The organism is Streptomyces sp. NPDC014882 (assembly GCF_043081325.1).
Classification (GTDB): domain Bacteria; phylum Actinomycetota; class Actinomycetes; order Streptomycetales; family Streptomycetaceae; genus Streptomyces.
The window spans coordinates 161,652-181,667 of the sequence record NZ_JBIBWL010000003.1 but is presented as its reverse complement, the minus strand read 5'-3'; the positions used below and the strand labels follow the sequence as shown (position 1 = coordinate 181,667).

Here is a 20,016-nt window from a genome sequence, read left to right as displayed (position 1 = left end):
CCTCACCTCGTACCAGCGGACGCGGCACGGGGATCGGGGACGTGGTCGGCGAGCAGCAGGGTGTCCCCGACGGCGAGGGCGTCGAGGCGCAGCTCCACCGTCGCCGCCACGGCTTGCTCAGCGGTCCGCAGGATCGGGGCGCCTTTGCGGTTGAAGGATGTGTTCAGCAGCAGCGGCAGTCCGGTGAGGTCGCGGAACTGCTCAAGGAGATCGCGCAGGCCCTGGTGGTCGGCGGCGACGGATTGGACGCGGGCGGTGCCGTCGTGGTGGGTGACCGCCGCGACTCGGTCGGCTCGGCACCGTCGGACGGTGGCGACACGGTTCATGAACGGGTCGCCCGCCGACATGAACCATTCCGTGGCGTGCTCGGCGAGGACGGCCGGCGCGAACGGGCGGTACGCGGCTCGCTTCTTGATCGCGTTGAGTCGGTCCCTCGTGGCGGCGTGACCGGGGTGGGCGAGGATCGAGCGATGGCCGAGGGCACGCGGCCCGAATTCAAGCTGCCCCTGCACCCAGCCGACGATGCGGTGCTCGGCGAGCAGTGCCGCCACTGTGGCCGGCAGTCCGAGCCCGAGGTGGGGCAAGGCGTGATAGCCGGGCGGCACCGTTGTCGTTGGCAGCGCGTCCGGGTTCGGGCCCCAGGCCGCGTCGGTCGGCACCGGCAGGCGCACCTGCCCGAGCTGGTAGTGCCAGCCGTAGAGCGCGGCGCCAACGGCTGTGCCGGCGTCGTGCGGGGCCGGTGCGACGAAGAGGGTGTCGAAGCCGCTGTCGGCGGCCAGCTGGCCGTTGAGGTGGGAGTTCAGGGCGCATCCGCCGGAGAACACCAACGTTGAGGCCCGAGTGAGTCGTTGCAGGTGGCGGGCGATGTGGACGACCGATTCGGCGAAGACCTCCTGGACGGCGGCGGCCAGGTCGGCACGCTTGTGTTCCGGCTGTTCCGCGACGTTGTCGGCGGTCCAGGCCCGGCCATCGAGCAGCAGCGGTGTGCTGCTGTCCGCCGCACCCCACGGATGATCGATGCGGACCTCGCCCTCGTCTCCGAGCCGGACCAGTTCGCGGACGTGTGCGCCGTAGCGCTGGGGATCGCCGAAAGCGGCGAGCGCCATCATGCTGCCCTCGGGCTCGTCGCCGGGTGGGATCACCCTCAGGGCGAGGTTCCGGTAGAAGTGCCCGAGGGAGGAGTGGACGCGCCGAGGCCCGACCGGGCCCGGCACGACGGCCGGCATGCCCTGGTGGAGGCGGTCGATGCGATCAGGCCACAGGTCGTACCCCGTGATGCGCTCCCGGCCAGGGCCGAAGTCGGATCCCAGGGAGGAGCCGCCGGCGTCGATGACGAGGCCCGCGGCGTGCTCGTGCCCGGAGAGCAGGTAGCCGGAGAGCACGTGGGCCGTGTGGTGGGAGAGGAGGCGGAGGTTTTCGCCGAGCGGGGCGGGCAGGAGGGCGGCGAGTTCCTCCCGCTCCTCGGCCAGCCACCAGCCGGCCGCGGGGTTGGGACGCATGGAGGCCGCCCAGACGGCGTCCACGTCCTTCGGTTCGATGCCGGCGGCCTCCAGGCACCACTGGAGTGCGCGGGTAGGGGTGGTGAGTGTGCCCTTGCGGGTGGGGTGGTTGTGCTTGACGCCGCTCCAGCGCTCCTCTTCAGCCGCGTAGATGCGGCCGTCGACGACTAACGCGGCGGCCGTGTCGTGGTGGAAGTTCAGTCCGAGGACTGCGGGCATGGTGGTGTACCTCCCGATCAGACGGTGAGGGCGGGGACGAGTGCGGCGCCGGAGTCGGTGTACTCGTGGCAGCGCAGGCAGAACCGGAAGTGGTGCCTCCGGGGCGCGAACACCTTGGCCGCGAAGTCCTCGTCCCAGATGCTGAACTCGCTGTCGTCCTTCGCCATGGCGTTGAAGCAGCGGTAGCAGGACCCGTCCATCTCGATCATCAGGTGCTGGTCGAGGTAGCGGTCGCAGAGGCCGCGCAGCACGTTCGCGGGCTGGCCGACGTCGACGTGGTGCACGTGGTTGGTGACATGGATGGCGCCGTACTTCTCGCACAGCGTCCCGAGCTGCGTGAGCCGCGTGGAACTGATGCCTTCCAGGACGCTGTTGACGACCACGGTCTTGCCGGCTTCGCGGAGGCGGGGCACGACGGCATGCACCTCGTCGTAGTTCCCGTGTTCGTCGTCGCAACCGATGAGTATCTGGTCGTAGGAGCGGAGCGTCGCGTCCATGATCGGCTGGTTGCGGGCCAGGGTGATGGCGTTCGTGCCCAGGACCATGACCTTGTCCGGCAGCCGCGTGCGGGCGGCGTCGCTGAGCGCCGGGAAGTCCCGGTGCACGGTGGGTTCGCCGCCGTTGATGTGCAATTGCTGGAAGGGGATGGTCTCCAGCCGGGTCAGGACGGTGGAGAACAGCTCCAGGGACATGTTCTCGCCCTGGGCGCCGTCGGCGAAGATACAGAAGTCGCAGTGCCGGTTGCACTTCGTGGTGATCTTGACCTTCGCCGTTTTGAGGGTGCGGGGCACCGGCGCACGCGCGGTCATTGGCGAGACTCCTTGGGTCAGAGGTGGACGTCGTCGGGTGTGAAGCTGAGGAAGTCCTGGACGGTGGTCTTCTGCTGGTGCCAGCGCGCGAGGGTCACGCGCAGCGTGTCGGCGGTGGTCGGTCCGGTCGGGATCAACGCCGCCATTCGGGCGGCCAGCTGCTGGGCCGGTGTGGTCTTTTCTGCCGCCAGCGCGGTCAAGGTCTGGGCGGCGGAGCGGAGTTCCTTCGCCTCCCGCCGGATCAGGTACTCGGTCGCCACGCCGGGCGGCGGATCGAGGTAGTACAGCCAGCGGGCGACGCGTACACGGAGCATGCCGACCGTCATCACCCAGTCAGTACGAGCGTGCTCATGTCCCTGGCCGTCTGGGCGGTCCCCGTCAGGAACGCGGCGCATGGCCGCCTCCAGGGCTACATGGGCCGCGCGGAGCAGGTGGCGCGGACTCCGTGGTCGGGCATCGGAGCGGTTCTCTGAGTGCCGGAGGAACAGCTCGGCGTATCCGTCCAGTCCCTCCGGCCGCCACTGGGTGAGGGCCGCCGTCTTTCCGGGGCAGCGCGTCCGTGTCGCGAGTGCGGCGGCAGCGAACCAGCACGGGGCGAGGTAGTGCCACGCCACGCAGTGGCGCCGGTACGCGGCGACGTCCTCGACCACGTTGTCCGTGCTGTCCGCAGCCAGCTGGTATCGACCGCCCATCCGGGCCTGGAGGATTCCCCGGTAGAACCGCTCATCGACCTCGCACCAGGGCGCCATCTGGGCCCGGGACTTCCAGCGCTGGAAGTCCCGCGCGCTGCCGCTGATCAGTGACCAGGTCGCGAGTTCGGGCGCAGAGACGAGTCGCCCGTCCGCTTCAGTCACGGTGAACGCGAAGCCGGGCGGGTGCTCCAGGAGACGTCGATGGAAGACTTCCCGGTCGACTGCGGCGGCGTGTGCAGCGGCCAGCCGGTGGTTCCACTCTTCCCAGTCGGCGGGGGCCTGGCGCAGGAGGACGCGTACGTCGATGTCGGAGTGCGGTGCCAGGAGGTCGGCCGGTTGCCACTTGTGGGTGAGCATCACGGCCCCGATGCCGTTGGCGTCCAGCTCGCGTTCGTACAGAGCGCCGAGCTCTTGGTACAGAGGCGGCGCGTCGACCACGACCATCACCGCTCCCCGGTGGTGGCGCGGGCGCAGGAGGGGCCGGCCGCTTCCGTTGGGAGGACGGGGAGCAGGGGCAGGACCGGAGTGCCTTCGGGGCGCTCCATTCTGTCCCAGCGCAGGTCGTAGTCGACGTAGTGGAAGCCCTGCCAGGCGTCGTTGGTGTTGCGGTCGAGCATGGCCTGGAAGAGGTGGGCGAAGGCGTCGCCGAGTGTGCCGTCGGCGAGGTGGGGCTTCAGGGGGATGTCGCGGTTGTGCAGGATGCAGGGTCGCGCCACTCCGGTAGGTGTGATCTTGATTCGGTTGGCGTCGGAGCAGGTGGCGCAGCTGGAGTTGGAGATGAAGCCGATCGACCCTGCCCAGCCGTCGGGACGGAGGTACTGCCCGGGGCTGCGGACGCCCAGCTGGTCCCGGGGGACTTCCCCGGCGTTGGCGAACCACTCGTGGAGGCGGTCGCGGACCTCTGCCTCGGTGATGAACTCGGTGTCGAACAGCGCCTGGGCGGGACCGATGTTCTGGAGTTCGATCAGGCGGACGGCGACGGGCAGGTCGCGGGCGAGTTCGGCCACGGCGAAGGCGTCGTCGAGGTAGGTGCGCTGAAGAACGCAGTTGATCTTCACTCGCAGGCCGAGGGAGAGGGCGGCGTCGAGGGTGCTCCGGGTGGTGCGCGGGTCGCCGCCGCCCATGATCGCGGCGGACCGCGCCGGGTCGAGGCTGTGGAGGCTGAGGTTGAGGTAGGTCAGGCCGGCGTGGTGGAGCTGTTCGACGCTCAGCCCACGGCGCAGGTTGCCGTGGCTGGTCATGCCGATCGCGGCGTCGGGCCCGAGGCCGTCGGCGAGGCCCGCGATGACGTCGAGGATGTCGGCTCGGAGGGTCGGTTCGCCGCCGGAGCAGTGTGCCTTCCTGATCTTCCAGGTCCCGGCCTCGGTGGCGATGGCCGCGTAGTCGGAGGCAGTCAGGGGCCGGTCCTTGTGCCCGTAGTCCGGCATGCACCGGGGCTTGCAGAACACGCAGTCCAGGTTGCACAGCGAGTTCAGGGTGAAGGCCAGGTAGGGGTGGTTGCGGCCTGCGGCGGCGAAGGCGGCGGCCAGGTCGTCGTGGTCTGCGGTGGGCATTGGTCAGCCTCCTACGAGCGGAGAGCGGGTGGCGGGCGCCTCGGCCAGGCCGTTGAGGGGCTGGCCCGAGAGGTAGCGGTGCAGGTTGTCGGCGAAGAACGCCACCGCCCCGTCCATGTACGCGCGGCAGAACACCGAGCTTTTCGGGGTGAGTACGACCCGGGGGTGAAGCCGTAGCGGATGGCGTGCAGGCAGCGGTTTCGGGTCGAACACGTCCAGGGCCGCACCGCGCAGGTGGCCGGTGTCGAGGGAGGCCAGGAGGGCCGACTGGTCGACGGTTGCCGCGCGGCCGAGGTTGAGGAAGAGAGCGCGGGGCTTGCACGCCGAGAAGAGGTCGTGGTCGAAGTAGCGGTGCGTGGCAGGGGTCGCGGGCAGCAGATTCACCACGACGTCGGCGACGGACACCGCCTGGTGCACCGCCGTCGTGTGCACCCACGTGATCCCGCCCTCGGAAGCCGCAGGTGGTGTCCGGCGCACTCCGATGACGGTCATGCCGAAGGCCCGAGCGGCCTGGGCGAGGTGGCGTCCGACGCTGCCGCAGCCGACGATGGTCATCGTCGCCCCCGCCAGGTCGAAGAACTCCTCGGCCAGGTCGTCCTTCCACCAGGCACGGTTCCGCTGGACGCGCTGGCTGGTGAACAGCCCGCGAGAGAAGCCCAGGACCAGGCCCATTGCGTGCTCGGCCATGGGCCTGCCGTGGAAGCCGTACGAGCGGGTCAGGGCCACGCCGACGGAGTGCGCCTCGGCGACGGGCAGATGGTCCGTGCCGGCGGCCGGGGAAGCGATCCACTTCAGATGTGGCGCGGCGAACAGCCACGAGGGCACGAATCGCCACCCGAAGTAGACGTGTGCGTCGGCCAGCTGGTGCGGCACGGCCTCCTCGGTCGCCCTGCGGAACTCGATGCCGGGGAATGAGGCGGACAGCGCACGCTCGTGCTCGGAGGACAGCCGCCAGAAGGAGTGCGGGGACTCCAGGCTGATCAGCACAACCGGCTGGTTCATAGCGCGCGGCCCTCCGCGGTGGCTGACTGGGCCAGCGCCCAAGGGGCGATGCGGTCCATGACGGAACCGACGCTGGCCTCGTAGTCATGGCGGGAGCGCACCAGGGCCGCCCCGGCGCTCCGGAGTCGATCGCGTTCGCGGGGCAGGACGGTCAGGGCCCGGTGCAGGGCTGAGGCCAGCGACCTGGGGTCCTGCGGTGCGGCCGTGAAGCCGGTCTCGCCCTCGATGACGGTCTGAGCCAGGCCGCCGGCCGTGGTCGCGACCACCGGGCCCGCACCGGCTGCGAACGCCTCCAGGGGTATCCGGCCGAAGGGTTCCTCGCGAGAGGGAACGATGACCGCGCGCAGGGCCGGGCTGTGCAGCCAGGCACGGATCGCGGGGGTGAAGCGAGTGATCAGAGTCGCGTCCAGATCGTGCGCGCGGATGTCTGCCGCTAGGTCCTGCTGGTACGAGGAGAGGTGCTTGTGTTCCTCCGAGGTCACGGCAGCCAGCAGCAGGTGAGGAACGGGGACACCGCGTTCCTTCAGCAGACGCAACGCCTCCAGGAGGTCTTCGAAACCTTTCGTCGGGACTGCGCGGCCCATGGCGAGAAGGAATCCGGCACGGGCCTTGAAAGGCAGCGGCAGAGCCGTGGCCGGCCTGACCATCTCCTCACGGATCAGCCCGTTCGGGATGCTCACGATGCTCGACCGAGGGACGGCGTAGTTGACGACGAGGTGGCCTCGCATGTGGGAGGAGATAGCCCCGACACGCGCACCTCGGAGCGTCGCCGCTCGCAGGGCGTCCCGCTCCCAGCGGACGCGGGAGACATCCTTGGGCCGCGTCAGCGCGGTCGTGGAGCGCGGCACGAGCAGCAGGTCCGTGGTCGGCGACGTGTAGGGCGCGAGCCCGAGGAACGGGATGTCGAGGCCGACGATGAGGCACCGGCTCGCCGGCGCGGAGATGCGCATGGCCGCCTCGCCCGCCAGGTCGCACAGCTGAACCGAACCGCGGACCGAGTCCGGCGGCGCGTTGACCTTCGGGATCGTGATGACCTCGGCCGCGGCCTGCCGCAGCATCTGCCGCACCTCGCCGACCCACCGCTGATTGTGCGCTCCCGCGGTCTCGGGCACGTGCGGGGTGATCACCGAGAGGCGGCCTGTCGGCAGGAGCCGGGCCAGTGCCGTGAGGAAGGCGCGGTTGCTGAAGCCGGTGCCCGACTCCGCGCCGTAGAAGCCCTCGTGGAGAGCGACGACGACCCTGGGCTGACGAGCGGCCTCCGGCACAGCCGTGCGTGAGGGTGGGGAAGTCGCGTGGTCGATGCGCACTGTGTGGTGCCTCCTTGAAGGACGGGTTTGGGCAGGCGTGGACATCAGGCGCCGACGGACGAGGAGCACGGCCTGTGGGTGAGTCGGCACCAGGCACGGGAGCCGCTGGTGCCAGTCGTCAGCGACCAGGCATCGGCCAAGGCATCGACGATGGCCAGTCCCCGCCCTGATTCGGCCTGCTCGTCGGGCGCGGTAGGAGACGCGGGTGCCGGGCGGGAACAGCCGCCGTCGGTGACGGTGATCTCGATCTCCAGGCCGCCGCTGGCCAGACTCCTGCGGTCGACGCACAGAACCAACGGAGGACTGCCCGAGACGAAGGCGTTCGTCGCGAGCTCCGACCCGATCAGGCGGGCGTCAGCGAGTACGTCCGTCTCAGTACCACGCAGCGCCAGCGTCACGGCGCCCCGGGCGACCTCGGCCGCTTCCGGTCCGTACGGCAGATCCGTGATCAGGGTGGTCGTGCCGTCGCCAGTGGCGAGTCCGCGTCCGGGGGTTGGTCGTCCGGCGTCACGGTCCAGCACATCGCCCGGTCGGCCTGGGGAGGTGCTCGTGTGCTGTCTCAAGGCCCACCTCTTTCTCCGTCGGCTCGGAAGACGGGCGCCTCCGCCGGGATCCAAGAACACAGGAGGGGGACGGTCAGGCAGGACCCGATCAGTGGGTCAACTCGGTCAACTTCCATGCGGCGTTGGTGAATCGTCCGTCCAGGGGCATCACCATGGGGCTCGCGAAGTGATGGGACGAACCACTGGAGCGAAGGGTGGTCGCACGTGGCGCCGCAGACAGGCGAGCCCAACGTCGTACTGGCGGGGTGCCTCGACGAACTCGGGTGGAGCCCGAAGGCGCTCGCTCGCAAGCTCAACCGGGTGTTCGGCGCGGGGACGGTGGCCGAGTCGGCGCCGTACCACTGGCGGGACGCCGGCTCCCTGCCGCGCTCGCCGTTGCCGATGATGGCCGCCTACGTGCTCACCCAGGAGTTGGGTAGGAATGTCTCGGTGGCCGAACTGTGGCAGGGCCGTGTGGGCGACTCGTCAGCGCTGGTCCCCGCAGACACGGATCTTGCGCGGCCTTGGACCGCGCAGGGCATGGAGGCGATCGTGGAGGACTGGGTGATGGGAGGGCTTGTCGACCGTCGCCGGTTCCTCGCGATCTCGGGCGCGGGACTCCTCGCGATCGTCGCCCAGTACCTCGACGGCACCGCGGGACGCGGCCAGTACACGCCTCGAATGACGTCGTCGCTCGGCACCGATCCACTCGTGGACCAGGTCGAGCAGCATCTCCCCATGCTCCAGTTGCTCGATGACGAGCACGGAGGAGCACGTCATCTGCCCTACGTTGGAGCCCAGTTCCGGGCTGTCGGGCTACTGATTCGCGAAGGCGGCCACCCTCCGGCTGTCGCGAGCCGTCTGATCCGCGCGCTCGCGGAGATCGGCCAGCTGGCCGGCTGGATGGCCTTCGACGCGGCCGACCACGGACTGGCGCAGCGCTACTTCGTCACGGCGCTTCGGGCCGCCCATCAGGTCAATGATCTTCCCCTGTGCGCCCACATCCTGGGGGACCTGTCCTTCCAGGCGGCGAGTCGAGGACACCCCGCGGACGCCATCGCCCTCGGTGAGGCCGCCCGCCGTGCGAGCGACGCCGCCCCGCTGGCCGTCCGGGCGTCCGTCCTGTCCCGGCTCGCCTACGCGTACGCCGCCGCCGGCCGTGACAACGACTTCGCCCACACTCGTGGCGCTGCCCGTGAACTGATCGCAAGCCGGGACGGCCGCCAAGAAGAGCCCCGCTGGATGTACTTCCTCACCGACAACCACCTGGACTGCCAGGCTGGTTACGGACTCATCCAGATGGGTCGTGCACAGCAGAAGGCGGAGAGCGGAAAGAAGAGCCGTCGCTTCCTAGCCCAGGGGACCGAGATGCTCAGGTCCGGGGCGTACGACGTGCCGCGCGGCGACCCAAGCCAGCGCCGAGCCATGTTCGAGGGAGCCTGGCTGGCCCTGGGACACAGCGCGCACGGAGACCTGGAGGCAGCCTGCGCGATCGGCCAGATCGCCGCCGACCGCCTCGATGTCGTCCGCTCGCCTCGCAGCGCGGCGCTGCTCCACCAACTTGCCGCCGACCTCCGTCGCCGACAGCGCAACCCTCACGTCCGCGGCTTCCTGCCAGCCCTGGAGAACGCCCTCGCCCAACACGCCCCATCGACGCAACCCGGCCGTTAGGGTCAGGTTCATGACCGCAGGGGAGCGCGTTGTCGTTGTCGGGGCTGGGGTGGCTGGACTCACCACGGCCGTCGTTCTCGCCGAGGCCGGGGCTTCGGTGCACGTGATCGCCGAGCAGGTGCCGGGGGTCACGTCGCTGGCGGCCGGGGCGATGTGGGGGCCTTACCTGGTCGAACCGAAGGACAAGGTCGACCAGTGGGGACAACGGTCCCTGGAGATCTTCCGGGAGCTGGCCCAGGACCCGGCGACGGGCGTCCGGCTCACCAGTGGCATCGAAGCATCCCGCACGGCCGAAGCCGCGCCAGACTGGGCCACCACTTTGCCGGGTTTCCGACCGTGCGAGCGGGCCGAACTACCGGCCGGGTTCACGGCGGGCTACCAGTTCACCGTGCCACTGATCGACATGCCCACCTACCTCGACTACCTCCTGCGCCGACTCCGCGACGCCGGAGGTGTGGTCGAGCAGCGACGGCTGACTTCGCTCTCGGACGCCGGTCCGGCTTCGGCGATCGTCAACTGCGCGGGCCTCGGGGCACGCGACCTGGTCCCGGACCCTGACCTCCGGCCCATCCGCGGTCAGCACGTCGTCGTCACCAACCCCGGGCTGACCGAGTTCTTCTCCGAGGACACCGGCCTCTCCCCGGACCTCCTGTGCTTCTACCCCCACGGCGACACCGTGGTCCTGGGCGGCACAGCGATCGACGGCGAAGGCGATCTGGCCCCCGACGACAAGGCGGCTGCCGGCATCCTCGCCCGCTGTGCCGAGGTCGAGCCCCGCCTCGCCGAGGCCCGTGTCCTGGAGCACCGGGTCGGCGCTCGACCGACCCGCGCCACGGTCCGTGTGGAGGAAGAGGTGGGGGAGGACGGCACCGTGGTCGTGCACAACTACGGGCACGGAGGTGCTGGCGTCACGCTGTCGTGGGGGTGCGCCGAGGAGGCTCGGGCGTTGCTCTCCGCCAAGTGATCTGCATGTGGAAGAACAGACGTTGCGATGTCCGCAGCGCGGGATCGCTCAGGGCGCCCCGACACGCTTGTAGCCGAACCACAACCGGCCACCGGTCTGTCCGAGCACCTCGTCCACGACGGCCACGAGGGTCTCTGCTCTCCCGTCTAGTGCCTCCTGTAGGCCGTGGTGGAGGCGTGTGCTGAGCCCTGGCGCGGTCGTCTCAAGACGGCGTGCCAGCCACTTCCCACCGCCACCCCACGACCCGCCAATGGCCAGCGCCAGCTCACCGGTGCGTCGGACCAGTTCGGTCGCGATGAACAGACGCTCGCTCTGGTCGTCGCTTCCCGCGAGGTCGTCCAGCAGGTCGGTGATCGCGTAGCGGCGGTCGTCGATCTCTTCCGCCGACACCGGGGGTGGTCCGGCGGCGGTCAGCTTCCGGGCCTGTGCGGCGAGGCGCGCTCCGAGTCCATCGGTGTCGAAGAGCAGCAGCCCGTCGGCACACATCCACAGCAGCGGTGACCGGCGCTTGCGCAGCTCCCGCTCGACATAGGCGTGCCACGTCGCCTCGGTGTGCACGAACATCTCCACCGGCCAGCCGGAGTACTGGAGGCTCGCCCGGTAGGGGGCTGGGGCTCCGTGGAGCAGGACCACGATGTCGAGGTCCGACGTGGCCGTTCGGCGGCCTGTCACGACGCTGCCGCCCAGGAACGCGGTGCGCGCTTCGGGGTGCTGTTCATCTACGACGGCGCGTGCGGCCTCGATCGCATCCATGCGGCAACTATCAGCACTGCCCCCACCGCGCGCACGCCGTTTTCCGCGGCTGGACCGCGAGGTGTCGCGCTCTCCGTCTTTAGTTCGCCGGGGGCAGACAGCAAAGATCCACGAATGACTGGTCAGCGCCGCAAGGGCATGTGAACCTGGACGACCTTCTTGTAAAAACACCAGGTCAGAGAGGTGATCGCTCGTGACTGCGGCACCCCAGGGTCCCGGATTCTCCACCAGCGTCGAGGCCCTGCGGCTGCGTGAGTGGCTGCTCGGACCGGGCCAGGCCACGCTCGTGATGGATCAGTTCTCCGCCGACGACTTCCACTTGGTCGTCGACGACCGCGCGGACGTACACGTCAACTCGAAGGATGGATCCTTCTATCTCGGATGGTTTCCGTCCGGCCGCCCTGGTACCGACGGTGAGGGGTGGAAGATCGCCGTCACTGGTACGGCCAAGGTGCGCGGCTACCAGATGTCCTTCGACACCGAGACGCCAGCGGACGTCGTCGCTGCGGCAGTCGCGTGCGTGCTGGAGACCTCCCAGCGGGTGTGACAGCCAGAGGCTCGAGTCAGCGCCCTGGGGGAACCTGTCGTCTGCCTGGTGAGGGCGAGACGGGGTAGCCCCGCATCTGCCACCCGAGGTCGCCGGAATGCCAGTCCGGCACGTCCATCCAGTTGCACGCACCGCTGGCGGCACCAAGCCCCAGCCCCCCAGCCCGTTGGAGGCGCACCTGCATCCCGATTTCCCGATCGATCCACCCGCTCCAGCCTGCGCCCCGTCCGCGTACTGGGTCGGTCCCCGGCACCTGGCCGGTGACGACGGACGCCTCTACGACGCCGTCGCCGACACGCTCGCCAACCTGGGTTGGACTAGCTTGACGCTCGTCCGCGGGCGCCAGGAGCCTGACGAGGCGCCGGAGGACCGGCAGGTCCTGCGCAGCACCGTCCTGCACATCGGCCCCGACTCCCTGCGGTGGGCGCAGTGGGTCCTGCCGGACGAGCCGTTCCACCTGGGGAACCTGCCGATCGCCTGGCAGGTCTCTGCCCGTACGGACCCGAGCAGCCCGCTCGCCCAGTGGTCGGCCTACTTCACCCCCGATGTCCCGGGGGAGATCCTCGCCGGCTTCCTTGCCGCGCTCGACGCCCGCGATCAGCCCGCCCTGCCGTGCGGTGGCCCCGAACTGGTCCTCGACGCGGTAACGGCGCACGGGTGGCTGCGCGACGTCGACCAGCCCGGGTTGGGCGCGCTGGATCCGACGTTCGCCTCCCACATCCGCCTCGGTGAGGTGCCGCCCCTCATCCAGGATGGCGACCCGCTCGCGCTCGTGGCTGAGGCGGATGAGGCGGCTCTGGCCGGGTGGCAGGCGTGGGCCGAGCCGGTATTCGGCGGCGGCTACCTGTGGGCCGCGTCGTTCAGCAGCAGCGTGCCGCACGACCTCGTCGCCGCCTTCGCTGACTCCCTCAGCTCCAGCGCACCGGTCCTGCGCCGGGTGCTGCCGGAGAGCACACGCGACCGGCTCCTGCGCGCTCCAGCCAGCTGAGGGCCATCCAACGCATGGAAGCCGGGCCTCCCCTCGGGGAGAAGCCCGGCTTCGTGCTGCTTGCTACCGGTTATCGCCTGGAACGCACACGCCTCTGTGTCAGATGCCGGCTCGGTCGCGGGAGCCACTCACCGGCGCGTTGGGTAAGCGCCGGCGCGGGGGCCCAGGCTCAGAAGGCGTACGGGGCGAAGGGACGGACTGGTTCGACGATGAGCCCGAGGACGTGATCGAGTTCGGCTCGCTCCTCCTCGTTCATGAGCTCGACGGCGTTGCCAAGCTTCTTCTCGGCGAGCCGCTCCATGAACGGGGCCAGGAAGCGCTCCAGAGCATCCGGAGCTTCGTCCATCGTGCGCCGGTACTCCCGGTATCGCTTGAACTGCTCCTGTATCTCTTCGAACTCGACGCGGGTGGCACTGAGGACGAGCGCCCGTTCCTCCTTGCTGAACGGGCGCCCGTCGAGGTGGTTCCACGTGTTGGTTTCACGCTTGCGCTTGATGTCCGCGTCGCAGAGCAGGACGACGATCTCGGGTCGGGCTTGGCTTGTGGGCATACGGGTGCTCCTCACAGGAGTGGGGTGGGTGGGGGCATCAATGATCCGGAGAATCGGCGGTTTGCCCAACCGCCGATCGTCGGCTATGTTCCGCCCGTTTTCCGCTGGTCAGCGCCGACGGCTGGGGTCGGTTACGGCGCTGTTGGCCGGTCGCGTGGCGGGCGCCGGGGGTGCAGTGCGCCGAGTGCCTGGGGCGGCCGCTCCGTCGGGCCTTGCGGGTAGGGCCAGCAGGTGGGCGCTGCGGCGTAGGCGCCATACGAGGACGTCGCTGATGGAGTCGGCGGTATCGAGTTCGCGTCGTCGGGCGGCGTCGCTCAGCAAAACCGCCGGGTCATGGCTGGCCTTCCGGACGTCGTCGAGGGTGGCGGCCAAGGCGGCCCAGCCGGCCTCGGCACGGATGCGTTCGGCCAGATCCGGCAGGACTTGCTGGAGAAGCTCGGCTTGCCGCTGCCGAACACGGGGAGTCAGGCGCTGGCCTCGCTGTCGGAGGGTGGCCATGGGCTGGGCTGCGGCGGTTTCGTAGGCAACCCGAAGGTGTTCGGCTGCCTGCTGGGCCGCGGCGGCCTGCTGGCTGTGATTCCTCCGGGCGTGCCAGTTCGCCGCGGCGATGGCGAGGAAGAAGGCCATGTCGATGAGCATGGCGGTGGTGGCGCCGTCTTCCCCTCGGCCCAGGGCGGACCCGCTGTGGACGAGGTCGCGAGCGGCCTGGCGCAGGGCGCGGTCGTGCCCGCGTACGGCCTTCACGTGGGAGCGGCTGGCCCGCTCGAACACGAACGCTGCCTCGCGCAGCTCAGCACGGGTATGGGCTGCAGAGGTCTTGGCCAGCGCGTCCAGGACCTCACCCGCCGCGGCGATCTGGGCCGCTGCCGCGCCGTCGTCACCGTGGTCGATGATCAACAACGCCTGCCAGGTAGCGGCGGTGGCCCGGCGCTGCGCGAACGCGGGACCCGTCACGTCCGGCAGGGCGGGCTGCTCCGGCCCGGAGCCGTCCGCCGTGGCGGGCTCTGCGGGAAGCGTCCAGCGGTCGCGGATGCGGGGGAGGGACAGATCGGGGGCGAGGGTGGAGCCCGCGTAGAACACTGGCTCCTTCTCGCCGTTGCGGTCGTCGGGCAGGGCGACCTTGTAGCCGAGCAGGTCGCCCGAGGGCGCGACGCGCTTGCGAATGAGCAGGCCGGCGGCGGCCAGGCGGTCGAAGAACTCCTCCGTGGAGGCCGTGCCAGCAACGGCGCGGCGCACGGTCTCCCGCAGCTCCTCCCGCGCGGTGCGCTCGCGGCCTTCCCGTTGGGCTTTGTGGCGTTCGGCGCTGGTGGGCCGCTGGGCGGCGGTGCTGTCGCCGGTGTGGAGGCGGCGCAGCCCGTAGTCGATCTCGATCTTGCGGGCTTCGGCCTGGGAGCGTTTGCCGTCCTGGCGGAGGCGGGCCTGGCGGCCGTCCTCGCGGACGATGGTGGCGATGATGTGGATGTGGTCGTCGGCGTGCCGGACGGCCGCCCAGCGGCAGGCGGCGTCGTCGCCGTCGGGGGCGATACCGGTGGCGGCGACCATCCTGCGGGCTATCTCGCCCCACTGCTCGTCCGACAGGATCGGGTCTTCGGGGGCGGCGCGTACCGACAGGTGCCACACGTGCTCGGCGGGCCGCCGGCTCTCGGGCAGGGCCATGACCGGCTGGTCGAGCAGCCGTTGGAGATCGCCGTACGTGGCGCCGGGGTCTCGGCCGGGATCGGGAGCAAGGCCGTCCCAGGCGGCCACCAGGTGCGGGTCGACGTGCTCCTCATGCGTGCCGGGCCCGTACAGGTAGTGGAGCAGGCCGATGGTGCGCGTGCCCCTGGCGTGGACGCGCGGGATCACGCAGCCGTCCTGTGGTCCAGGTGCTGCTGGGTGAAGGCGTCGACACGCTTGGCGGCGCGCTGGACGGCGGCGAGGACCGCCTCGGCCTGCGGGGCGTCGGCTCCGGAGTTCAGCGCTTTGGCCACCTGGTTGAGGTTGTTGCCGATCTGCCCGAGGTGCCGCCGCAGCGCGAACAGCTCCTGCAGCATCTCTTTCTCGCCCGCGATGTCCGCGGCGGTGCGCTCCAGGTCGCGGGCAGCGTTGAGAGCCGAGCGGGCAAGGAACCCGGCCACGCTCATGTGGCACACGGCGGCTGCCCGGAGGAGGAGTTGGTACTCGTCGTCGTTCATGCGGCAGCTGGGCTGGTGCACACGCTTCTTCTCATCACGCAGACGTTCACGCTGCTGCATACGGGGCGTCGACGGGGCAGCGTGAGCGCAGTCGGTGCTGGGGCAGGGACGCTGTTTTTCCCTCTCAGGATGCGACCCGCCCTCGGTCGCATCCTGACGGATCGGTGCCTCCCGGTGCCGATCCGCTCCCGCCGCTGCCGACGCGGGAGAGGCAGGAGCATTGCTCCCGACGGGAGCAATGCTCCTGCACCAACTTGCTCCGCTTGGGGCAGGATTGGACGGCAGGGATTCCTCGGGGGCCATGGGGTCTTCGTGGTGCGGGGTCTGCATGGGGCCTTTCGGGTCGGGGTATGGTCGGGAGTGCTGGTGCGGCGGGGATCAGCGGGGTGAATGGCCGGCTGCGGCTTTGAGCTGGGCCTTGAACTCGCGGACGACCCGTCCGACGCCGTCGCTGGAGACGGTGTAGCCGGCGGCGCGCAGGGCGTCCTCAACCCGGTCGCGTCCGACGCTGCCGGTCTCCTCATGGATGCGGCGAGCGTGCTTGAGGATGACCTCGTCGGAGGCACGGGCTTTGCCGGCGTCGCGCTTCTTCCGGGCAGCCGGTTTCCGCTCGTGCCTGCCCGAAGTGCTGCCCGAGCTGTTGCCAGTGAGCGCCTGGCTCTCTTCAGTTTCTGCCCGTGCGGGCAGCCTGGGCTCCGGGCGGGCAGGTTGTGGGCGGGCAGCCGGAGGGACCTCGTCGTCACCCCGATCTGACGGGTGCGGGCGGGCAGTTTCCTCTGCCCGCGGCAGTGCTTCCGGGCGGCCGGGGCGCGGGCGGCTGCGCCCGGATTCGCGGGCGGGGGACGAGGCCGGAATCTGCCAGCGCGGCGGCAGCGTGATGGAAGCGAGGCCGAGAGCCTGCTTGCGGGTTGCGAGCTTGCGCAGCAGCAGCTCGTCCTGGACCGGGTCCCCGTCGACGCCGGCCCGCTCCAGGGCCTCGTGCAGGCGCTCTGCCAGGCGTCGTTGCCGCCGCTTTCCGCGCTGGCGGTCGGTTATCGACTCGGCGCGGAGGATGAGGGCGACGGCTTCGCTCAGTGCGCGGTCGCGGATGAGGCGGGCGGCATCGGCGTCCTGGTCGGCGATGCCGAGTCGAGCCAGGAGGCGTTCGCGGGCCTGGCGGACGAGGACGGCGGCCAGGCCGCGTGAGGCGGCGTCGGGGGCGCGGTGGCGCAGCTCGATGCCCATGGCCAGGTGCCACAGCATCGCGGCCATGACGGGGCCGACGAAGGCTCGCACGGTGCCACCGACCGGCCCGGACTCGGCGTAGGCGGGCAGAACCTGGACGGTGGTGATGACCCAGGTGAGGGTGCCGGGCAGGCCGGGTGCCTGCTTCGGGCCGTTGAGGTTCTGCCGGGCCATCAGGGCGGTGGCGAACAGGGCCAGCTCGGCGGCGGCGAACATCGCGACGCGCTCGGCGGTGCCGCCCATGTCGAGGTAGTCGGCGGCGAACCGCCAGCTGGTGTCCGCGCTGTAGGCGGTACAGCCGAGCGCGGCCACGGCCGCGACCGGCACCGCGGCGGTCCCACGCCAGCGGTTGGTGTGATGCCGCCGGCGGCGGTGCTGGCGGATCAGCCACCCGGCAAGCAGGCCGAGCAGCACGGGCGGGATGAGGAGCGCCACGGTCATCACCGGGGAGGTGGCCCAGTCAGGGAGGAGCGGCGTGCCGCTGATCCGTATGGCGAGGGGGACGGGGCTGAGAGGAGGCAGGAGGGGGCTCCAAGGCGTCGAGGATTGAGGGCGAAGGGCGAATCGACGGAGCGCTGAGCAACCGCCTACGCGAGTGGCTGGCGCGGGCAGGGCTGGTGTGAGCGCGGTGATGCGGCGGGCCCGGCTAGGAGAGGGCGCTGAGGCGGCCAGTCAGGCGGCGGGCGCTGTGCGGCGCCGTCGGTCGGGGCCGTCGAGGATGACGCGCTCCGTCATCTCGGCGAGGCGGGAGGCGACGCGGTCACCGAGGGTGACGCGCAGCTGCTCCATCGGAAGGTTGGTGGTGATGAGTGTCGGGAGCATGTGCTCGTACCGGTGATTGATGAGCCGGTAGGTCAGCTCCTCGGTCCATTCGCTGGTCTTGGCCGCGCCGAGGTCGTCCAGGAACAACAGCGGGCAGCGCGCCAGGGTCTGCAGCTCCCGTTCGGCGTCGTGGCCGGCGCGGGGGCGCAGGCGCGCGTGGAAGTCGGCGGTGGTGGTCGCTTCCCAGCGCAGACGGACCCCTCGGGCGAGCAGGGTGCGGATGGCGCCGTACGCCTGGTACGTCTTGCCCGTGCCCGTGGGGCCGGCGATCAGCAGCGACGGGCCTTCGGCGATGCCCGGCCCGCCGGGGCCGGGGCGTCCGGCGCGGGCGATCTCGTCGGCCCAGGCGGTGACCTTCGGGTGGTCGGCCAGGGCTCGGCGGTAGCGGGCGGGGATCCTGGCGTCGGCGAGTTCCAGCGCGGTGACGGGCTCGACGTGCCCTTCCTCGACGGCGGCGGTGGCGAGGTCGATGCCGCGACTGGCAAGGATGCCGTTGAGCCGGTCGGCAAGCGGGCCGACCCGGTGAGGCTCGCGGGTGAGGGTGGCGGTCAGAGGTCACCTCCGTAGGCGGCTTCGACATCGGCGGGGTTTGTCCACGCCCTGTGGACAACCGGCGCGGCGGGGGCCGCGTTCATGGCCTCGTGCACGAGGCTCGGCAGAGTGCTGGGATGCAGGCCCTTGGCGCGGTGCCGTTCCAGGCCGGCCCGGATGTGGGCGGGGGCGATGCCCTCGCCGAGCAGCTTGCGCACCTCGCGAGCGAGATGGCCCAGGACGTCCTTGGGCGGACGGTGTGTGCAAGCGGCGGCGTACTCGGCGATGAGCTCGCTGGCCGAGACAGTGTGGGGTGCGGGGGCGCTCGCGCCCCCCGAAGGGGTATTTCCTAGATCCATGATCCTAGGTCCTAGATCCGGACGCTGAGGCGTCACCGCTCCCTCACTGAGCTCTCCCCGCTGTCTCACGGAGGGCTCACTGAAATCGCCCTGACCTGCTATTTCATCATCGGTGACCGGATTCACCGCAGGCTCGCGTATTCGCCCGGAGCCCTCACGGAGGGTTCCGTGAGGCTGCGGTGCGGGCTCCGTGATGCCGACTCCGGCAGTCGGCGCATCGACGCCGGGCTCGGTGCGAGCCTGCGCGTCGTGGTGCGGGCAGGCGGGAAGGCGGCTCGCGCTGGGGCGATTGATCTTCTGATGCTGCCGCCAGGTGACGATGTGCAGGTAGCGCTTGTCGCCCGGGCCCTTGTAGCGGCATATCAGCCCGGTGTCGGCGAGCTGGGCGAGGTCCTGCTCGACAGCGCCAGGCGTGTGTTCCGGGCGCAGTACCCACAGCTGCCCGGCGATGATCGCGGCGTGGTCGCGGTGCCGGCCCTGGTCGTCAGCCTGGGTGAGCAGACCGAAGAAGGTGCGCTCGGCGGTCAGGGAGACGGCGGCCAGGGACTCGGAGACGAAGGCTTCCGGCTTGATGGTGCGGATTCGTGCCAAGAGGGGCGGTCCTCACTCGGTGGCCGGTGGGCTGGGTGCCCACGGTTCACCGTCGGTCGGGGGCGGGTCGGGTGTGAAGGCGCGTGGAATGTCTGGCCGTTGACGCGGGAGCGTTGATGGCCGATCGCGCTTTCCGGGGTGTCGTCAACATAGCCACACCCAGGTCGCGCAAGTCCAGCCCTATCCGGCGCAATCTCTCACGGCAGAAATGCCGCTGGAAATCGAGTCGGCGAGGGCGGTGCGAAAACGGTAGGGCACGATCGGCGGTTGACCAAATAGTTGCGCCGCATCCCGAGCCAGAAGGATCACATCGGGAAGCCGTTGACGTCCTGCGAGTGACGAAGCTACAACACAACACCCCACGTCAGAGCAGGTCTCTGGTGTCGGGTCCCGTTCGGGGGTCCGGCCTTGCGCAGCACCCCGACCGCCTCGCTCACCGATTGAGCGCGGCGCAACATAGCCGACGATCGGCGGTTATCCAAACCGCCGAATGCACGCTACAACTGGAGCTATGGCAGCACGATCTCTGGAAATAGGACCCGCAGGATTGACGGTGGCCCGCACCATCGAAAACCTCCGCATCGAACGCGGCCTTGGGCAGCGCCAACTCGCAGCGCGCTGTACCGCTTTGGGCCGCCCTATGTCCAACACGATGCTGTCCCGCATCGAACTCGCCAAGCGGCGATGCGATATCGACGACCTCGTCGCCATCGCCGCAGCCCTGCAGGTGTCACCCGCCGCCCTCCTCCATGGGCCGGGCGCCGCCTGAGCCGCTCACGCAGCCCTCCCCGACTTCGCGACCAGGAGCCGCCCCCTTGCACCGATCCACGCCCGCGCTCGTCCCTCACAGGCCGTCCGACGCCCCTCCGCCCCGCCTCTACCGCCCCGAGGAGATCGCCGACACCCTCGGATGCTCGGCCTGGTGGGTCAAGGACCGCGCGCGACGGCGCCTGATACCGCACACCCGGGTCGGCCGTGCCTACCGCTTCACCGCCGAGCATCTCGCCGAGATCATCCGCCTTTACGAGCAGCTGCCGGCCCAGCCCGCGCCGACAGCCGCACGGGCGACCGAGCCGTTCTCCGAGCCCGGTACGCAGACCGGCTCCGCGCAACCTCGCCGCCCTGTCGTTGCTCCGACTACCCGCCTGCGGGCCCGCCCGCCGCGTCGACAGCAGCAGTACGGCACTGTCGCGTGACCCGATCCAATCTGCCGTAGCCG

At 70.4% G+C, this 20,016-nt stretch carries 20 protein-coding genes; 6 read left to right on the top strand and 14 right to left on the bottom strand.

Annotated features, from left to right (window positions below; genetic code table 11):
* Positions 1–2 precede the first annotated feature (2 nt).
* From ACF09K_RS08800 to ACF09K_RS08770, 7 genes are read right to left on the bottom strand one after another with little or no spacing between them, the layout of a single operon-like run.
* On the bottom strand, positions 3–1,718 hold the full coding sequence (locus ACF09K_RS08800; RefSeq protein ID WP_073756870.1) for a carbamoyltransferase C-terminal domain-containing protein: 1,716 nt from the start codon (positions 1,716–1,718) through the stop codon (positions 3–5).
* Positions 1,719–1,735: 17 nt separating this feature from the next.
* Positions 1,736–2,527 carry a radical SAM protein gene (locus ACF09K_RS08795; RefSeq protein ID WP_073756871.1) on the bottom strand — a complete coding sequence of 264 codons (792 nt, stop codon included), beginning with the start codon at positions 2,525–2,527 and terminating at the stop codon, positions 1,736–1,738.
* A 17-nt stretch (positions 2,528–2,544) separates the two neighbouring features.
* On the bottom strand, positions 2,545–3,663 hold the full coding sequence (locus tag ACF09K_RS08790) for a hypothetical protein (protein ID WP_392241790.1): 1,119 nt from the start codon (positions 3,661–3,663) through the stop codon (positions 2,545–2,547).
* On the bottom strand, positions 3,663–4,772 hold the full coding sequence (locus tag ACF09K_RS08785; RefSeq protein ID WP_392241789.1) for a radical SAM protein: 1,110 nt from the start codon (positions 4,770–4,772) through the stop codon (positions 3,663–3,665). The genes ACF09K_RS08790 and ACF09K_RS08785 overlap by 1 nt, the downstream gene beginning before the upstream one ends.
* A 3-nt stretch (positions 4,773–4,775) precedes the next feature.
* Positions 4,776–5,774, bottom strand: coding sequence for a D-2-hydroxyacid dehydrogenase (locus tag ACF09K_RS08780; protein ID WP_073756874.1), 999 nt, complete (start codon positions 5,772–5,774; stop codon positions 4,776–4,778).
* A complete protein-coding gene (locus tag ACF09K_RS08775) occupies positions 5,771–7,081 on the bottom strand; it encodes a glycosyltransferase family 4 protein (protein ID WP_392241788.1) in 1,311 nt (436 codons plus the stop codon). The genes ACF09K_RS08780 and ACF09K_RS08775 overlap by 4 nt, the downstream gene beginning before the upstream one ends.
* Positions 7,082–7,125: 44 nt before the next feature.
* The gene (locus tag ACF09K_RS08770; RefSeq protein ID WP_392241787.1) at positions 7,126–7,644 is read right to left on the bottom strand and encodes an ATP-binding protein; all 519 of its coding nucleotides are present in this window, start codon (positions 7,642–7,644) and stop codon (positions 7,126–7,128) included.
* 204 nt (positions 7,645–7,848) lie between these two features.
* Here ACF09K_RS08770 and ACF09K_RS08765 point away from each other — a divergent pair, with 204 nt between their 5' ends.
* Both ACF09K_RS08765 and ACF09K_RS08760 read left to right on the top strand, forming a co-directional pair.
* Positions 7,849–9,294, top strand: a complete 1,446-nt coding sequence (locus ACF09K_RS08765; protein WP_392241786.1) for a carph-isopro domain-containing protein — start codon at positions 7,849–7,851, stop codon at positions 9,292–9,294.
* Between the two features lie 10 nt (positions 9,295–9,304).
* Positions 9,305–10,258 (top strand): FAD-dependent oxidoreductase, encoded by a 954-nt coding sequence (locus ACF09K_RS08760; RefSeq protein WP_392241785.1) that lies wholly within the window; start codon positions 9,305–9,307, stop codon positions 10,256–10,258.
* Positions 10,259–10,306: 48 nt separating this feature from the next.
* Here ACF09K_RS08760 and ACF09K_RS08755 read toward each other — a convergent pair whose 3' ends face one another.
* On the bottom strand, positions 10,307–11,011 hold the full coding sequence (locus tag ACF09K_RS08755; protein ID WP_392241784.1) for a nucleotidyltransferase domain-containing protein: 705 nt from the start codon (positions 11,009–11,011) through the stop codon (positions 10,307–10,309).
* Positions 11,012–11,204: 193 nt separating this feature from the next.
* On the opposite strand from ACF09K_RS08755, the gene ACF09K_RS08750 reads away from it, so the two are divergent.
* Together ACF09K_RS08750 and ACF09K_RS08745 are read left to right on the top strand one after the other, a co-directional pair.
* Positions 11,205–11,558, top strand: a complete 354-nt coding sequence (locus ACF09K_RS08750) for a DUF317 domain-containing protein (RefSeq protein ID WP_381078088.1) — start codon at positions 11,205–11,207, stop codon at positions 11,556–11,558.
* A 166-nt stretch (positions 11,559–11,724) separates the two neighbouring features.
* Positions 11,725–12,546: a DUF317 domain-containing protein gene (locus ACF09K_RS08745; protein WP_386074719.1), complete on the top strand. Its 822-nt coding sequence runs from the start codon at positions 11,725–11,727 to the stop codon at positions 12,544–12,546.
* A 169-nt stretch (positions 12,547–12,715) separates the two neighbouring features.
* Here the strand turns inward: ACF09K_RS08745 and ACF09K_RS08740 are convergent, their stop codons facing one another.
* The 6 genes from ACF09K_RS08740 to ACF09K_RS08715 form a co-directional block, all read right to left on the bottom strand.
* Positions 12,716–13,096 (bottom strand): hypothetical protein, encoded by a 381-nt coding sequence (locus tag ACF09K_RS08740; protein WP_381078083.1) that lies wholly within the window; start codon positions 13,094–13,096, stop codon positions 12,716–12,718.
* A 108-nt stretch (positions 13,097–13,204) separates the two neighbouring features.
* Positions 13,205–14,941: a relaxase/mobilization nuclease domain-containing protein gene (locus ACF09K_RS08735; RefSeq protein WP_392241783.1), complete on the bottom strand. Its 1,737-nt coding sequence runs from the start codon at positions 14,939–14,941 to the stop codon at positions 13,205–13,207.
* A complete protein-coding gene (locus ACF09K_RS08730; RefSeq protein ID WP_242781886.1) occupies positions 14,938–15,291 on the bottom strand; it encodes a plasmid mobilization protein in 354 nt (117 codons plus the stop codon). Before ACF09K_RS08730 ends, ACF09K_RS08735 begins: the two co-directional genes overlap by 4 nt.
* A 357-nt stretch (positions 15,292–15,648) precedes the next feature.
* On the bottom strand, positions 15,649–16,935 hold the full coding sequence (locus tag ACF09K_RS08725; protein ID WP_392241782.1) for a hypothetical protein: 1,287 nt from the start codon (positions 16,933–16,935) through the stop codon (positions 15,649–15,651).
* Positions 16,936–17,166: 231 nt separating this feature from the next.
* Entirely contained in the window at positions 17,167–17,868 is a 702-nt protein-coding gene (locus tag ACF09K_RS08720; RefSeq protein WP_200422453.1) for an ATP-binding protein, read from the bottom strand.
* Complete coding sequence (locus ACF09K_RS08715) at positions 17,865–18,797, bottom strand: hypothetical protein (protein WP_392241781.1); 933 nt, start codon at positions 18,795–18,797, stop codon at positions 17,865–17,867. Before ACF09K_RS08715 ends, ACF09K_RS08720 begins: the two co-directional genes overlap by 4 nt.
* A gap of 511 nt (positions 18,798–19,308) precedes the next feature.
* Between ACF09K_RS08715 and ACF09K_RS08710 the strand changes: the two genes are divergently transcribed.
* Positions 19,309–19,566: a helix-turn-helix domain-containing protein gene (locus tag ACF09K_RS08710; RefSeq protein WP_164439764.1), complete on the top strand. Its 258-nt coding sequence runs from the start codon at positions 19,309–19,311 to the stop codon at positions 19,564–19,566.
* Between the two features lie 46 nt (positions 19,567–19,612).
* Positions 19,613–19,993, top strand: a complete 381-nt coding sequence (locus ACF09K_RS08705) for a helix-turn-helix domain-containing protein (protein ID WP_221334639.1) — start codon at positions 19,613–19,615, stop codon at positions 19,991–19,993.
* Positions 19,994–20,016: the final 23 nt, after the last annotated feature.

What these genes read in the sequence shown, in the direction of transcription:
- ACF09K_RS08800 (WP_073756870.1), bottom strand. Translation starts at nt 1,718, where the DNA reads ATGCCCGCAGTCCTCGGACTGAACTTCCACCACGACACGGCCGCCGCG.
- ACF09K_RS08795 (WP_073756871.1), bottom strand. Translation starts at nt 2,527, where the DNA reads ATGACCGCGCGTGCGCCGGTGCCCCGCACCCTCAAAACGGCGAAGGTC.
- ACF09K_RS08790 (WP_392241790.1), bottom strand. Translation starts at nt 3,663, where the DNA reads ATGGTCGTGGTCGACGCGCCGCCTCTGTACCAAGAGCTCGGCGCTCTG.
- ACF09K_RS08785 (WP_392241789.1), bottom strand. Translation starts at nt 4,772, where the DNA reads ATGCCCACCGCAGACCACGACGACCTGGCCGCCGCCTTCGCCGCCGCA.
- ACF09K_RS08780 (WP_073756874.1), bottom strand. Translation starts at nt 5,774, where the DNA reads ATGAACCAGCCGGTTGTGCTGATCAGCCTGGAGTCCCCGCACTCCTTC.
- ACF09K_RS08760 (WP_392241785.1), top strand. Translation starts at nt 9,305, where the DNA reads ATGACCGCAGGGGAGCGCGTTGTCGTTGTCGGGGCTGGGGTGGCTGGA.
- ACF09K_RS08755 (WP_392241784.1), bottom strand. Translation starts at nt 11,011, where the DNA reads ATGGATGCGATCGAGGCCGCACGCGCCGTCGTAGATGAACAGCACCCC.
- ACF09K_RS08740 (WP_381078083.1), bottom strand. Translation starts at nt 13,096, where the DNA reads ATGCCCACAAGCCAAGCCCGACCCGAGATCGTCGTCCTGCTCTGCGAC.
- ACF09K_RS08725 (WP_392241782.1), bottom strand. Translation starts at nt 16,935, where the DNA reads ATGACCGTGGCGCTCCTCATCCCGCCCGTGCTGCTCGGCCTGCTTGCC.
- ACF09K_RS08710 (WP_164439764.1), top strand. Translation starts at nt 19,309, where the DNA reads ATGGCAGCACGATCTCTGGAAATAGGACCCGCAGGATTGACGGTGGCC.